Source organism: Micromonospora sp. NPDC004551 (assembly GCF_040609975.1).
GTDB lineage: Bacteria > Actinomycetota > Actinomycetes > Mycobacteriales > Micromonosporaceae > Micromonospora.
Map to the genome: position 1 here is coordinate 1 of NZ_JBEXLM010000060.1, position 17,007 is coordinate 17,007.

At 77.1% G+C, this 17,007-nt stretch carries 2 protein-coding genes; both read right to left on the bottom strand.

What is annotated here, in order from left to right; genetic code table 11:
• The coding region (locus ABZW14_RS33760) for a type I polyketide synthase (protein WP_355355158.1) at positions 1–13,826 on the bottom strand (13,826 nt) is incomplete at its 3' end.
• A 43-nt stretch (positions 13,827–13,869) separates the two neighbouring features.
• Positions 13,870–17,007: SDR family NAD(P)-dependent oxidoreductase (locus ABZW14_RS33765; RefSeq protein ID WP_355355161.1), on the bottom strand; the 3,138-nt coding region annotated here is incomplete at its 5' end.

Sequence of the window (17,007 nt, forward strand, 5' to 3'; positions counted from 1 at the left end):
CACCCCCCCCACTTCCTTCGCGGGGCGCTGGCCCGCCCCCCCGCCGGCGCGCCGAGGTCGGCCAGTTCGGCCAGCGTGTCGGCGACGCCGGGGGCGTCCGGACCGCGCCGGCTGACCAGGATCAGCCGGCGGGTGCCGTGCCGGGCGAGCCAGGTGGCGGCGTACCGGCCGATGGCGCCGGTGCCGCCGGTGATGAGCACGGTGCCGGGCGGCTGCCAGGCCGGGGTGTCCGGCGCCGCGGCGCGGGGGGCCCGGGCCAGCCGCCGCAGGTGTGTGCCCAGGGGGCGCACGGCGAGCTGGTCCTCGCCGTCGGTGTTGGTCAGCGCTCGCAGCAGGTGCTCCCCGGCAGCCGGGTCGAGGTCGGCCGGCAGGTCGAGCAGCCCACCGATGTGCGCGGGGTGTTCCAGGGCGGCGACCAGGCCGAGGCCCCAGGTGGTGGCCTGGGCGGGATACGCGAGGGGGTCGCCCGGGCCGGTGCTGACCGCCTGCCGGGTGACCAGCCACAGCGGGCCGGCCGGCGCGGCGTCGGTGACGGCCTGGACGAGGGTGAGGTTGCCGGTGAGCCCGGCCGGCACGGTCGGGTGGTCGGGGTGGAGGCGCTCGTCCAGGGCGAGCAGCGAGACGACCCGGGTGGGCCCGCCGGTCGCGAGCCGTTCGGCCAGGTCGGCGCGGCGGACGGTCGCCGCGTCGACGGCCACGGTACGCACGCTGCCGCCGGCCGCGCCGATCAGCTCGGAGATCCGGTCCGCCGGCTCCGCCGCGGCGCCGGCGGGCACGACCAGCAGCCAGTCCCCGTCGGCGGCGCCGGCGGTGAGCTGCCGCCGCGGCCAGGTGATCCGGTAGCGCCAGCCGTCGGCCAGCGCGTCGGCCCGCCGCCGGTGGTGCCACTCGGCGAGGGTGGGCAGCTGCGCCCGGAGCGGCTGGTCGGGGTCGACGCCGAACCGGGCGGCCAGGGCCTCGCCGTCGCCCGCCGTGACGGCTCGCCAGAACGCCTCGTCGGCGGCACCCGCCTCGGCGGGGGCCGGCCCGGCGGCGCCGACCACGTCGCCGTCGCCGACCGGCCAGTACCGCTGGTGCCGGAACGCGTAGGTGGGCAGCTCGACCGGATCGGCGGCGGGCAGCAGCGCCGCCCAGTCGACGCGTACGCCGTGGCAGTGCAGCCGGGCCAGCGCGCCCAGCAGCGCGGCGGCCTCGCCCCGGCCGGGACGCTGCACACCGGTGACCAGCGGGCCGCCCTCCGGCAGCGCCTCGGCGGCCAGGGCGGTGAGCACGCTGTCGGGGCCGACCTCCAGCAGGGCGCCCACCCCGAGGTCGCGCAGGTGGGTGACGGTGTCGGCGAAACGCACCGCCTCCCGCACGTGCCGCACCCAGTAGTCGGGGGTGCAGATCAGCTCGGGATCGGCGACCCGGCCGGTCAGGTTGGACACCAGCGGCACGGCCGGCGGGGCGTAGCCGAGGCCGGCGGCGACGGCGGCGAACTCCGCGAGCATCGGCTCCATCAGCGGGCTGTGGAACGCGTGGCTGACCGCGAGCCGCTTGGTGCGTACCCCGAGGGCGGTGAAGTGCGCGGCCAGCGCGGTCAACGCGTCGTCGGCGCCGGAGACCACCACGGCGGCCGGGCCGTTCACGGCGGCCAGGGCCACCCGGTCCGCGTACGGGGTGACGGCGTCGGCCACCTCGGCCTCGCCGGCGGCGACGGCGAGCATTCCACCGCCGGCCGGCAGTGCCTGCATGAGCCGGCCACGGTTGCCGACCAGCGTGCAGGCGTCCGGCAGGGTGAGCACCCCGGCGACGTGCGCGGCGGTGATCTCGCCGACCGAGTGCCCGGCGACCAGGTCGGGGCGGACGCCCCAGCCCGCCAGCAGCCGGTGCAGCGCGACCTCGACGGCGAACAGCGCGGCCTGCGTGAAGGCCGTCTGGTCCAGCAGGTCGGCCTCGGCGCTGCCCTCGGCGGCGAACAGCACGCTCTTCAGCGGCCGGGGCAGGTGCGCGTCGAGGCGCTGACAGACCTCGTCGAGGGCCTCGGCGAAGGCGGGGAACGCCTGGTACAGCTCACGGCCCATCCCGGCGTGCTGCGCGCCCTGCCCGGAGAAGAGCACGGCGAGGGTGCCGCCCGGCGCGGCGACGCCCCGGTGGAGGGTGGGGTGGCTCTCGCCGGCGGCGAGTGCCCGCAGCCCGGCCAGGTGGCTGTCCCGGTCGGCGGCCAGCAGCACGGCGCGGTGCCGCAGGTGGGACCGGGTGGTGGCGAGCGCCCGGCCCACCGCCGTGTCCGGGTCCGGCGCGGTGGCGACCCAGTCGGCCAGCCGGGCCGCCTGGGCGCGCAGCCCCTCCTCGTCGGCTCCCGACACCGCCCAGGGCAGCAGCGGCGGCGCCGGCCACGGCGCGGCGTCGCGTTCCGGCGCGTCGTCGGGTTCCGGCGCGATGTCCCCGGCGGGCGGAGCCGCTTCGAGCACGACGTGGGCGTTGGTGCCGCTCACGCCGAACGCCGACACCGCCGCCCGGCGGGGCCGGTCCAGCTCGGGCCACGGCCGGGCCTCGGTGAGCAGCGCGACCCCGCCCTCGGACCAGTCGACGTGCGGGGTGGGCTCGTCGACGTGCAGGGTGGGCGGGAGCACGTCGTGCTGGAGCGCCAGCACCATCTTGATCACACCGGACACCCCGGCCGCCGCCTGCGTGTGGCCGATGTTGGACTTGACCGACCCGAGCCAGAGCGGCCGGTCCGCGGGGCGGTCCTGCCCGTACGTCGCGAGCAGGGCCTGCGCCTCGATCGGGTCGCCGAGGCGGGTGCCGGTGCCGTGCCCGTCGACGGCGTCCACGTCGGCCGGGCTGAGCCCGGCGTTGGCCAGCGCCTGCCGGATGACCCGCTGCTGGGCGGGGCCGTTCGGGGCGGTGAGACCGTTGGAGGCGCCGTCCTGGTTGGTCGCCGAGCCGCGGACCACGGCCAGGACGCGCCGGCCCTCCCGGCGGGCGTCGGAGAGCCGTTGCAGGAGCACCAGGCCGGCGCCCTCGCCCCAGCCCGTGCCGTCGGCGGCCCCGGCGAACGACTTGCACCGCCCGTCGGCGGCGAGGCCGCGCTGCCGGGCGAACTCCAGGAACGGCCCGGGGGTGGCCATCACGGTCACGCCGCCCGCCACCGCCAGGTCACACTCCCCGGCCCGCAGCGCCTGCGCGGCCAGGTGCAGCGCGACCAGTGACGAGGAGCAGGCCGTGTCGACGGTGACGGCGGGCCCCTGGAGCCCGAAGGTGTACGAGAGCCGGCCGGACACCACGGCCGCCGCGTTGCCGGTGGCCTGGTAACCCTCGGTCTCGGCCCGGGCGGCCATCAGCAGGGTGGCGTAGTCCTGCCCGTTGGTGCCCACGAAGACGCCGGTGCTGGTCTCCCGCATGTCGGCGGGGGCGATGCCGGCCCGTTCGAATAGCTCCCAACCCGTCTCCAGCAGCAGCCGTTGCTGCGGGTCCATCACCAGCGCCTCGCGCGGCGAGATGCCGAACAGCCCGGCGTCGAACCCGCCGACGTCCGGCACGAAGCCGCCTTCCCGGGCGTACGAGGTGCCCGGGGCGTCGGGGTCGGGGTGGTAGATGGCGTCGAGGTCCCAGCCCCGGTCGGCGGGGAACGGGCCGATGGCGTCCCGGCCCTCGGCGACCAGCCGCCACAGCGCCTCGGGGCTGTCCACCCCGCCCGGGTAGCGGCAGCTCATCGCGACGATGGCGATCGGCTCGTCCAGTGCGGCGACGGCCCGGGTGGGCTCGGGCGCCTGCTCGGTGACGCCGAGGATCCGGTCGGTCAGCCAGGCGGCGAGCAGTGCCGGGGTGGGCCGGTCGAAGACCAGCGTCGCGGGCAGCCGCAGCCCGACCGCCTCGCCGAGCCGGTTGCGCATCTCCACGGCGCTGAGCGAGTCGAAGCCGATGTCGCGGAACGGCCGGTCCGCGCCCACCTCGTCGGCGGAGGCGTGTCCGAGCACGGCCGCGGCGTGCACCCGGACCAGCTCCAGCAGGGCGCGGCGGCGTTCCGGCCCGGCCAGGCCGGCGAGCCTGCCGCGCAGCGGGGACGCCTCGGCCGGCTCGTCGTCCCCGGCCCGCGTGGTGGCGAGGAGGCGGGCGACCTCGGGGATGTCCTCGATCAGCGGCCGGGGGCGGGCCAGCGCGTAGGTCTGGTGGAACCGGTCCCAGGCGATGTCGGCCACGGCGAGGGTGACCTCGTCGTGGGCGAGGGCCTGGGCGAGCACGGCGACGGCCAGCTCGGGGCGCATGGGCCGGACGCCGGAGCGGAACATCTGGTCGGCGGCGCCCTCGGTCTCCATCATTCCGCCGCCGTCCCAGGCGCCCCAGGCCACGGCGGTGGCGGGCAGGCCGCGCCGGCGCCGGTCCTCGGCGAGGGCGTCGAGGAAGGCGTTGCCGGCGGCGTAGCCGCCCTGGAGGCCGCCGCCCCAGACACCCGCGCCGGAGGAGAACAGCACGAACGCGGCCACGTCACCGCCGAAGGTCGCGTCGAGGTTGGCGGCGCCGGCCACCTTGGCGTGCAGGCCGTCGGCGAGCCCGGCCAGGTCGGTCTCGGCGAGCGGACCGGCGTGGGCGACCCCGGCGGCGTGGACGACCGCGTCGATCCGGACGCCCTGCCCGGCGAGCCCGTCGACCAGCGCGCGCAGCGACGCGCGGTCGGCCACATCGCAGGCCGCCACGGTCACGGTCACGCCGAGGGCGGTCAGCTCCGCCGTCAGCTCGGTGGCGCCGGGCGCCGCCGGACCCTGCCGGCTGGTCAGCACCAGGTGGGCGGCGCCGTCGCGGGCCAGCCACCGGGCCACGTGCGCGCCGAGCGAGCCGAGGCCGCCGGTGACCAGGACGGTGCCGGCGGGCCGCCAGCCGGTGGCGTCCGGCGGGGTCTCGGTGGCGCGGACGAGCCGGCGGGCGAACAGGCCGGAGGTGCGTACGGCGAGCTGGTCCTCGTGCCCGAGGCCGGCGAGGGCGACGGCGAGCCGGCCCCGGGCCCGCCGGTCCAGGGTGGACGGCAGGTCGACCAGGCCGCCCCAGCGGTCGGCGTGTTCCAGGGCGACGACCCGGCCGAGGCCCCACACCAGGGCCTGCCGGGGATGGTCGAGGGGGTCGGCGCGGCCGGTGGAGACGGCGCCGCGGGTGGCGCACCAGAGCGGGGCGCCGCTGCCGAGGTCGCCGAGGGCCTGCACGAGGGCGAGGGTGCCGGCGAGCCCCGCGGGCACGACCGGACGGTCCGGGTGGTCGGCCTCGTCGAGGGCGAGCAGGGAGAGCACCCCGGCGACGCCGTCGAGGTCGAGGTCGGCGAGCTGCCCGGTCAGCGCGGCGCGGTCCGGGTCGGCGACCGACACCGGGACGACGCCGGCCCCGGCCTCGCCGAGGGCCTGGACGACCTGTCCGACCAGCGGGTCACCGGCGTACGCGGCGGGCGCCACGAGCAGCCAGGTGCCGTGCAGCCGCGCGGACGACGCGGCGGCGAGTGGCTGCCAGCGCACCTGGTAGCGCCAGGAGTCCACCGTCGACTCGTCGCGGCGGCGCTGCCGCCATTCGGAGAGCAGCGGCAACGCCCCGTCCAGCGCCCGGGCCTCGGTCTCGTCGATGCGCATGGCGGCGGCGAGGGCCTCGGCGTCGGCCCGCTCGACGGCGTCCCAGAACTGGCGGTCGGCCTGGTCCTCGACGGTGGTCACCGGGCCGGTCCGCACCGGCGTCTCCGGCCAGTACCGCCGCCGGTGGAAGGCGTACGTCGGCAGTGGCACGGCCGGGCCGGAGCCGACGCCGCACACCGCGTTCCAGTCCACGCCGACGCCGCGGACGTGCAGCTCGGCCAGGGCGGTGAGCATCCGGGGCCAGCCGCCGGCGTCGCGCCGCAGGGTGTTCACCACGGCGGCCTCGTGCTCGCCGGCGTCGATCGTCTCCTGCATACCGAAGCTGAGCACCGGGTGCGGGCCGACCTCCAGGAACACCTGGTGGCCGTCGGCGAGCAGGCTGCGTACGGCCTGCTCGAAGTTCACCGTCTCCCGCAGGTTGCGGTACCAGTAGGCGGCGTCGAGGGTGGTCGTGTCGGCCTGCCGGCCGGTGAGCGCGGAGTAGAACGGCAGCTCGGCGGGGCGGGCGGTGATCCCGTCCAGGCTGGCCAGGAGCCGGTCGGCGACGGCCTCGACGTGCGGGGAGTGTGAGGCGTAGTCGACGTCGAGGGGGCGGGTCCGCACCTCGTCGGCCGCGCAGGCCGCGACCAGTTCGGCGAGGGCGTCGGGGTCACCGGCGACCACCACGGATCCGGGGCCGTTGACGACCGCCACCGAGAGCCGGCCGTCCCACCGTTCCAGCAGCCGGCGGGCCCGGTCGGCGGGCAGGCCGACCGAGACCATGCCGCCCTTGCCGGCGATGTCGGCGAGCACCTGGCTGCGCAGGGCGACGATCCGCGCGGCGTCCTCCAGGGAGAGAGCGCCGGCCACGCAAGCGGCGGCGATCTCACCCTGGGAGTGCCCCACGACCGCGCCGGGCCGTACGCCGAGGGAGCGCCACAGGCGGGCCAGGGAGACCATCACCGCCCACAGGGCGGGCTGCACCACGCCGGACGCGACCAGTGGCGGGGCGTCGTCGGCGCCGCGCAGCACGTCGGTCAGCGACCAGTCGACCCACGGCGCGAGGACGGCCTCGCACTCGGCGATCGACGCGGCGAAGACCGGCGAGCTGTCCAGCAGGTCGACGGCCATGCCGGGCCAGTGCGCGCCGTGTCCGGAGAAGACGAACACGGGCGCGGTGGCGCGCAGGACCGTGCCGGTCACGACGGTGGGGACGCGCTCACCGTCGGCGAGCGCGGTGAGGCCCTCGGCCAGCTGGTCCCGGTCCTGGCCGAGCACGACGGCCCGGTGCGGGAACGACGCCCGCGTGGTCGCGAGGGCGTACGCCACCTCGGCCGGGCCGATCTCCGGGTACGCGGCGAGGTGTGACCGCAGCCGGGCGGCCTGGTCCGGCAGCGCGGCCGGGTCGGCGGCGGACAGCGCGAGCGGAACGATTCCGGCGTCGGCGGCGGCGCCCGGCTGGAACTCCGCCGGGACCGGGGGCTCGGGAGCGTGTTCCAGCACGACGTGTGCGTTGGTGCCGGAGATGCCGAACGAGGACACGGCGGCGCGGCGCGGCCGGTCCACCGCCGGCCACGCCGTCGCCTCCGTCGCCAGGGTGACGGCCCCGGCGGACCAGTCGACGTGCGGGGACGGTTCGTCCACGTGCAGCGTGGACGGTACGAGGCCGTGCCGCATGGCCAGGACCATCTTGATCACACCGGCCACGCCGGCGGCGGCCTGGGTGTGGCCGATGTTGGACTTGATCGAGCCGAGCAGCAGCGGCCGGTCGGCGGGCCGTTCCTGGCCGTAGGTGGACAGGAGCGCCTGCGCCTCGATGGGGTCGCCGAGGGTGGTGCCCGTGCCGTGCGCCTCGACCGCGTCCACCTCGGCGGGCGACAGCCGCGCGTTGGCGAGGGCCTGGCGGATGACCCGCTGCTGCGAGGGACCGTTCGGGGCGGTGAGCCCGTTGGACGCGCCGTCCTGGTTGACGGCGGTGCCGCGCACGACGGCGAGGATGCGCCGGCCGTCCCGCCGGGCGTCGGACAGCCGCTGGACCAGCAGGACGCCGGCGCCCTCGGACCAGCCGGTGCCGTCCGCCGAGGCGGCGAAGGACTTGCAGCGTCCGTCCCGGGACAGGCCGCGCTGACGGGAGAACTCGATGAACGTGCCCGGCGTGGCCATCACCGTCACACCACCGGCCAGCGCCAGGTCGCACTCCCCCGACCGCAGCGCCTGCACGGCGAGGTGCAACGCCACCAGCGACGACGAGCAGGCGGTGTCGACGGTGACCGCCGGGCCTTCGAGGCCGAACGTGTACGCCACCCGCCCGGACAGGACGCTGGCGGAGGTGCCCGTGCCGATGTAGCCCTCGACCTCGGCGGGCACCTCCATGAGGCGGGAGGCGTAGTCGTGGTACATCACGCCCGCGAAGACGCCGGTGCGGGAGCCGCGCAGCCGCGCCGGGTCCAGGCCGGCCGACTCGAACGTCTCCCACGACGTCTCCAGCAGCAACCGCTGCTGCGGATCCATGGCCAGCGCCTCACGCGGACCGATCCCGAAGAACCCCGGATCGAACTCCGCAGCCCCGTACAGGAACCCACCGTGCCGGGTGTACGACGTCCCACTACGGTCCGGATCGGGGTCGAAGAGACCGTCGAGGTCCCAGCCCCGGTCGGCCGGGAACTCCGAGATCCCGTCCCCACCCGCGGCCAACAGCTCCCACAACTGCTCCGGGCTCTCCACCCCGCCCGGGTACCGGCACGCCATGCCCACGATCGCGATCGGCTCGTCGAGGCCGGTCGTCGTCGCCTCGGCCGGGCCGGCCGTGTCCGCCCGGCCACCGGCCAGCTCGGCGTACACGTGGGCGGCGAGGATCTGCGGCGTCGGGTAGTCGAAGACCAGCGTGGAGGCCAGCCGCAGCCCGGTGGCGGCGTTCACCCGGTTGCGCAGGTCCACGGCGGTCAGCGAGTCGAAGCCCAGCTCCCGGAACGCCCGGTCCACCGGCACCGCGTCCGCGCCCCCGTGCCCGAGTACCTGGGCGACCAGCCCACGGACGAGGCCGTCGACCTGGTCGCGGGCCTCCTGCGGGTCCAGTCCGGCCAACCGGGCGGCCCAGTTGCCGCGGCCCGCCTGGCGGCGTGCGGTGACCGGGCCGAGCAGTGCCCGCAGGAGGGACGGCACCTGGCCGCCGGCGACCTGGGCCCGCATGGCCGGCACGTCGACGGCGGCCGGTACGAGCGCCGGCCGGTCCGCGGCCAGGGCGGCGTCGAACAGCTCCAGCCCGGTCTCCGGGCTCATGGCGGCGAGGCCGGCCCGGGCCGACCGGGCGCGGTCGACGTCGGACACCGACGCGGCCATGCCGGCCGTGTCCCACATCCCCCACGCCAGACTGACCGCCGGCAGGCCGGCCTGCCTGCGGTGCGCCGCGAGGGCGTCCAGAACGGCGTTCGCGGCGGCGTACGCGGCCTGGCCCGGGGATCCGAGGATGCCCGCCACCGACGAGAACAGCACGAACAGGTCGAGGTCCCGATCGCGGGTGGCCTCGTGCAGCCACCAGCCGGCGGCGGCCTTCGGGGCCAGCACACCGGCCAGCCGTTCCGGGCTGATCGCCGAGACCACGCCGTCGTCGAGCACACCCGCCGTGTGCACCACACCGGCCAGGCGGCCGGGGACGCCCGCGACCAGCGCGGCCACCCCGTCCCGGTCGGTGACGTCGGCGGCGACCACCGCCACCCGGGCGCCGAGGCCGGTCAGCCGCTCCGTCAGCGCGTCGGCGCCGGGGGCGGCGGGGCCCTGCCGGGACACCAGCAGCAGCGACCGCACGCCGTGTGCGGTGACGAGGTGCTCGGCCACGAGCGCGCCCAACGACCCCGTCCCGCCGGTGACCAGCACCGTGCCGTCGCCGAGGGCCGGCGCCGCCCCGGCCGGCGTGGCCTCGGCCGACGGATCGACGCCCGGCGAGGCGACGGCCGGTGGGATGGCGGCACGGACCAGGCGTGGGGTGAGCACGGTGTCGGCGCGCAGCGCCACCTGCCCGCCCGTGGCGGACAGGTCCTCGACGACGCCGGCCAGCACCGCGAGGACATCCTCGTCCAGGTCCCGGTCGAGGTCGGCCAGGACGATGCGCTCCGGGTGTTCCGACTGGGCGGACCGGAGCAGACCCCACACCGCCGCACCGGCCAGATCGGTGACCCGGTCGTCGTCCCGGGTCGCCACCGCGCCCCGGGTCAGCACCACCAGCCGCGAGTCGGCCAACGCGTCCGCGGCCAGCCACGCCTGCACCACGCCGAGCACGTCCGAGGCGGTCGCCAGGACGGCCGCCGGCACGTCCACGCCCGACAGTGCCCCCGGCTCGTCCACGCCGGACAACCCGGGCACCGGCAGGACGAGCACCCGGGGAGCGTCCGCTCCCGCCTCGACCGCGGCGAGCACCGCCGGCACGTCCGGATACCCCGGCAGCCCGCCGCGCAGCCCGGCCGTCGCACCGCCGGCCATCGCGTCGCCAGCCGCCGAATCACCGGCCGCCGCATCGTCAGCCACCGCATCGCCGGCCGTCGTGTCGCCGGTGGCGGCGAGCAGTGCCCAGCCGGGTGGGTTCTCGACGGGCGGGACCGGCTCGGCCTGCCACACCACCTCGAACATCGACCGGGCCGCGGCGCCCGGGGCGGTCACGCCGGTCAGCTCCCGCAGGACCAATGAGTCGACCGACACGACCGGGGCGCCCGTCTCGTCGACGGCGACCAGCCGCACCGCGGAGCCGTCACGGGTCAGCCGTACCCGCAGCGCCGCCGCGCCGGACGCGTGCACCTGGACGCCCTCGAACGCGAACGGCACCCGCGGGCCGCCGCCGTCACCGGAGAGCAGCAGCCCGACCGGGTGCAGGGCGGCGTCCAGCAGCGCGGGGTGCACGCCGAAACCGCCCGCACCCGCCACCATCTCCTCGGGCAGGGCCACCTCGGCGTACACCTCGCCGTCGCCGGTCCACAGCCGGCGCAGGCCCTGGAACGCCGGCCCGTACGTCAGGCCGTGCCCGGCCAGCGCGGCGTACCAGGCGTCCGGGTCGACCTCAGCCGCGGTTGTCGGCGGCCACGCCGGCAGGCCTGGCCCGTCGGCGGTGGCGGGTTCCAGCACACCCTCGGCGTGCCGCACCCAGCCGGCCTCCGGGTCGTCCTCGCCCTGGGCGTGCACGGTCACGGCGCGGGCGCCCGCCTCGTCGGCGGGGCCGACTCGCACCTGCACCCGGATTCCCCCGGACGCGGGCAGCACGAGCGGCGCGGCGACGGTCAGCTCGCGGAGCCGGGAGACGCCGACCTCGTCGCCGGCCCGCACCACCAGCTCGACCAGTGCGGCGCCGGGCAGCACCACCACGTCGGCGACCGCGTGGTCGGCCAGCCAGGGGTGGGTGGCCAGCGACAGCCGGCCGGTGAGCAGCACCATGTCCTCGCCGGCGACCGAGACGGCCGCGCCGAGCAGCGGGTGCCCGGCCGCGCCGAGCCCGGCGCCGGAGACGTCGGCGAGCCGGCCGACCGGCTCCAGCCAGTAGCGCTCGTGCTGGAACGCGTACGTGGGCAGGTCGACCGGGCGGGCGCCGGTGCCGGCCAGCAGGGCGTCCCAGTCGACGGCGAGTCCCTCGGTGTGCAGCCGGGCGAGCGCCTCCAGCACGCCGCGGGGCTCGGCCCGGTCCTTGCGGACCAGGGGCACCAGCACGGCCGCCGGGTCGGCGAGGCAGCTCTCGGCCATGGCGGTGAGCACGCCGCTGGGGCCCAGCTCGACGTACGTGCCGACGCCGGCCTCGGCGAGCCGGTCCACGGCGTCCGCGAAACGCACCGCCTCCCGGACGTGCCGTACCCAGTACTCGGGTCGGCACAGCTGCTCCGGTTCGGCGATCCGGCCGGTCAGGTTCGACACGATCGGCACGGTGGGCGGCTGGAACGTCAGCCCCTCGGCCACCGCGGCGAACTCGGCGAGCATCGGCTCCATGAGCGCGCTGTGGAAGGCGTGGCTGACCCGGAGCCGGTGGGTGGGCGTACCCCGATCGGCCCAGAGCGCGGCGAGCGCGTCGACGGCCTCGGCGTCGCCGGAGACGACCACCGCGGCGGGGCCGTTGACGGCGGCGATGCCGGCGCGGCCGGCGACCCCGGCCAGCGACTCGGCCACGGCCGCCTCACCGGCGGCGACGGCGAGCATGGCGCCGCCGGGCGGCAGCGCCTGCATGAGCCGGCCCCGGGCGGCGACCAGGGCGGCCGCGTCCGCGAGCGACAGCACCCCGGCGACGTGCGCGGCGGCCAGCTCGCCGATCGAGTGGCCGACCAGGAGATCCGGGACGAGCCCGAACGAGCCGGCGAGACGGAACAGGGCCACCTCGACGGCGAACAGGCCGGCCTGGGTGAAGACTGTCTGGTCCAGCAGTTCGGCCTCGGGCGTGCCGGCCGCCGCGAACATCACCTCGCGCAGTGGCCGGGGCAGGTGCGGGTCGAGCTCGGCGCAGAGCTCGTCCAGCGCGGACGCGAAGACGGGGAACGCGGCGTACAGGTCGCGGCCCATGCCGGCGCGCTGCGCGCCCTGCCCGGAGAACAGGAAGGCGACCCGGCCCCGAGGAGCGACGGCGCCGGTGACCACGGCCGGATCCGGCTCGCCCTCGGCGAGGGCGCTCAGCCCGGCGAGCAGCTCGTCGCGGTCCCCGGCGAGCACCACGGCCCGCCGGTCCAGCCCGCCGCGGCTGAGCGAGGACGCGGCGAGGTCGACCGGCCGGATGGTGTCGTCGGCGGCCACGTGATCGGCCCAGCGGCGGGCCTGCGCGGCGAGGGATTCGGGACCGCGGGCGGAGAGCAGGACCGGCGCCAGGGGCGGCGCGGCGGCCGGCGCCGCCGGTTCGGCCTCCTCGGCCGCCGGGGCCTGCTCGATGATCACGTGGGCGTTGGTGCCGCTGATGCCGAACGATGACACGGCCGCCCGGCGCGGCCGGTCGGTCCCGGGCCAGGGCCGCGCCTCGGTGAGCAGCTCGACGGCCCCGGCCGTCCAGTCGATGTGCGGCGACGGCTCGTCCACGTGCAGCGTCCGGGGCAGCACACCGTGCCGCATGGCCAGGACCATCTTGATGATCCCGGCCGCACCCGCCGCCGCCTGCGTGTGACCCAGGTTCGACTTCACCGAACCCAGCCACAACGGCGGCCCACCCGCGCGGTCCTGCCCGTACGTCGCCAGCAGGGCTTGCGCCTCGATCGGGTCACCGAGCGTCGTACCGGTGCCGTGCGCCTCCACCACATCCACGTCGGACGGCGCGAGCCGGGCGTTGGCCAGGGCGTGCCGGATCACGCGCTCCTGGCTCGGGCCGTTCGGTGTGGTCAGTCCGCTGCTCGCGCCGTCCTGGTTGACGGCGCTGCCCCGGATCACCGCGTGGATCCGCCGGCCGTCGCGTTGCGCGTCCGACAGCCGCTGCAGCAGCAGCACACCGACGCCCTCGGCCCAGCCGGTGCCGTCCGCCGACGCGGCGAACGACTTGCACCGGCCGTCGGCGGCGAGCCCCCGCTGCCGGGAGAACTCGGCGAAGACGCCGGGGGTGGACAGCACGGTCACGCCGCCGGCCAGGGCCAGGTCACAGTCGCGCTGGCGCAGCGCCTGCACCGCGAGGTGCACGGCCACCAGCGACGACGAGCACGCCGTGTCGACGGTGACCGCCGGCCCTTCGAGGCCGTAGGTGTACGCCACCCGGCCGGACACCACGCTGCCGGAGTTGCCGGTGCCGAGGTAGCCCTCCACGCCCTCGGGCAGGTCCAGCACCCGGGAGGCGTAGTCGTGGTACATCACCCCGGCGAACACCCCGGTGCGGCTGCCGCGCAGCCGTTGCGGAGCGAGGCCGGCGGACTCGAACGCCTCCCAGGCGCTCTCCATCAGCAGCCGCTGCTGCGGGTCCATGGCGAGGGCCTCGCGGGGTGAGATGCCGAAGAAGCCCGGATCGAACTCGGTCGCCTCGTAGAGGAACCCGCCCTTGTCGGTGTACGAGGTGCCCGGGTTGTCCGGGTCGACGGAGAAGAGCCGCTCCAGGTCCCAGCCCCGGTCGGTCGGGAAGTCCCCCACCCCGTCCCGGCCCTCGGCGACCAGCTGCCACAGGTCGTCCGGGCCGCGTACGCCGCCCGGGTAGCGGCAGGCCATGCCCACGATCGCCATCGGCTCGCGGTCCTTCGCCTCCACCTCGCGCACGCGCCGCCGTGCCTCACGCAGGTCGGCCGTGGCGCGCCGGAGGTAGTCGAGGAACTCTTCCTCAGTGGGCATCGGGCCACTCCGTATCGGGGTCAGAGGTCCGGGACATGCGCGGTCAGGCCGTTCCGAGCTCGTCGTCGAGGAGGTGGAACAGTTCCTCGGCGCTGGCGGAGCTGAGGTTGCCGTCACCCGTGTCGGCGTCGGCGGGATCGCTGTCGGCGTACGTCCAGAGCGAGAGCAGCTCGCGCAGCCGGGCGGCGACGGCGGCGCGGTCGGCGTCGTCCGCGGCGATCGCGCGCATGGCGGTCTCCAGCTTGTTCAGCTCGCCGAGCACGGACAGCGCGGAGGTGGTCCGCTCGGCGAGCAGCGCGCCGCGCAGGTGCGCGACCATCGCCGCCGTGGTGGGCCGGTCGTAGATCAGGGTGGACGGCAGGCGCAGCCCGGTGGCGGCGGTGAGCCGGTTGCGGAACTCCACGGCGGTCAGGGAGTCGAAACCCAGCTCGACGAAGCCCCGGTCCTCGTCGATGTCCCGGATCGAGGAGTAGCCGAGGACCGCTGCCGCGTGCGTGCGGACCAGGTCGGACAGCACCCGGTCGCGCTCCGTCTCGGGCGTCACGGCGAGGGTGTCGCGCAGCGCGGCCGCCACGTCTCCGGCGGGGTTCGCGGCCGGGTCGGCGCCGGCGGGGCGGACCAGGCCGTGCAGTACCCGGGGCAGCGCCGGCCCGAGCCGCCCGAGCACGGCGTGGTCCAGGCTCACCGGCGCGATCATCGGTTCCGCGTGGCGCAGCGCCTCGCTGAACAGCTCCATGCCCTCGTCCGGCCCGAGGGGGCGAAAGCCGGCCCGGCTCATCCGCCGCTCGTCGACGTGGCCCTGCGGCCCGCCCGGCTCGTCCGGATTGGCCCACGGCCCCCACGCCATCGAGCAGACGGTGAGCCCCCGCGCCCGGCGGTGGTGGGCGAGCCCGTCGAGGAACGCGTTGGCGGCGGCGTGGTTGGCCTGGCCGGGACCGCCGAACAGCCCGGACGCGGAGGAGAAGAGCACGAACGCGGCGAGGTCCAGCTTCTCGGTCAGCTCGTGCAGGTGCCAGGCGGCGTCCACCTTGGGCCCGAGGACGGTGTCGAACCGGGCCGGGGTGAGCGCCGGCAGCACCCCGTCGTCGAGGATCCCGGCGGCGTGCACCACGCCGACCAGCGGCCGGTCCGCAGGGATCTCGTCGAGCAGCACGGCGAGAGCGGCCCGGTCGGTGACGTCGGCGGCGACGACCTGCGCGCTGGCGCCGAGGGCGGTCAGCTCGTCGACGAGGTCCGCCGCGCCGGGCGCGTCGGGGCCGCTGCGGCTGACCAGCAGCAGGCGGGGCACCGCGTGCCGGGTGACCAGGTGGCGGGCGACCAGCCGGCCGAGCGCGCCGGTGGCCCCGGTGACCAGGACGGTGCCGGCGGACAGCGTCGGCTCGGGCCGGTCCTGCGGCGGCGGGCCGAGCCGGGCCAGCCGGGGCACCCGGAGCCGGCCGGCCCGGATGGCGAGCTGCGGTTCGCCGGTGCCCAGCGCCGCCGGCACCGCCACGGTCGAGCGGGGGTCGTCGTCGAGGTCGAGCAGCACGAACCGGCCCGGGTTCTCGGACTGGGCGGAGCGGACGAGCCCCCACGCCGTGGCGGCCGGCAGGTCGGCGGGCTGTTCGCCGGGGTCGACGCAGACCGCGCCCCGGGTGAGCACGACGAGCCGGGCGTCGGCCAGCGGCTCGCGGGTGAGCCAGTCCTGCGCCAGCGCCAGCGTCTCGTGGCTGACCAGGTGCGCGGCCCGGGCCGGGTCCGGCTCGTCGGCGCGCTGCCCCACGCAGGTGGCGACCACCGCGTCGGGCCGGGCCGTGCCGCCGGTCACCGCCGCGACCAGCTCGTCCAGGTCCCGGTACGCCTCGACGCCCGGCCACTCGTCGGCGTCGCCGAGCACGGCGATCCGGGCGGTGCGCTCGGTGCCCGCCTCGGGGGTGGTCCAGTCGAGCCGGTGCAGCGACCGGTTGGCCGTCCGGCGGGCCGCGTCGAGCTGGTCGGAGCTGATCGGGCGCAAAACGAGCGCGTCGAGGGAGGCGACCGGCACGCCGCCGGTGTCGGTGACGGTCGCGGCGACGGAGGCCTCGGTCGAGGTGAGCCGGACCCGCAGCTCGCGGGCCCGGGTGGGCCGGATCGCCACCCCGGTCCAGGAGAACGGCAGCCCCGGCTGCGCCTCGCCGGGTGACGCCGTGGCGGCGTCGGCGCGGCCGAGGACGCTGGCGCCGATGGCGTGCAGCGCGGCGTCCAGCAGCGCCGGGTGCACCGAGAACGGGCCGGCGGCCGCATCGGCGTCCAGCGCCACCTCGGCCAGGATGTCGCCGCCGCTGCGCCAGGCGGCGCGCAGCGCCCGGAAGACGGGCCCGTAGTGGTAGCCCTGCCCGGCGAGGTGCGGGTAGAGGGTGTCCAGCGGGATCGGCTCGGCGTCGGCGGGCGGCCAGGCACTGCCCGCGGCCAGGGTCACCGCCCGGGTGGGGGCGAGCAGGCCGGTGGCGTGCCGCTGCCACTGCCGGGCCGTCCCCGGCCGCTCGCCGCCCTCGTCCGGGTGGGAGTGGATGGAGACCGGCCGGCCGCCGTCGCCGTCGGCCGGGCCGACGCGGACCCGCAGGTCGACGCCGCCGGTGTGCGGGATGACCAGCGGCGCCTCCAGGACCAGTTCCGCGACGTGGGCGGCGTCGACGCTCCGTCCGCTCCAGGACGCCAGTTCCACCAGGGCGGTGCCGGGCAGCAGGACAGTGCCGAGCACGGCGTGGTCGGCCAGCCACGGGTGGGTGGCCAGCGAGATCCGCCCGGTGAACAGCAGGCCCTCGTCGCCGGGCAGGTCGGCCACGGCCTGGAGCAGGGGGTGGTCCACCGCGTCGAGGCCGGCCAACGGCAGGGCGGCCGGGTGGGTGCCGCCGCGCGACAGCCAGTACCGGTCCCGCGCGAACGGGTAGGTGGGCAGGTCGGTGGTGGGTGCCGGGGCGAGGACTCTGGTCAGGTCGACGGGCAGGCCGAGGGTGTGGGCGGTGGCGAGGCTGGTCAGCAGCCGGGTCGGGTCGTCCTCGCCCCGGCGCAGGGTGCCCAGGGTGTGTCCGGTGGTGGCCGTGTCGTCGAGGATCGCCGCGACGGGCAGGGTGAGCACGGGGTGGGCGGACACCTCGATGAACGTGGTGTGCCCGGCGGCGACGGCGACGCGCACGGCGGCGTCGAACTGCACCGGCCGGCG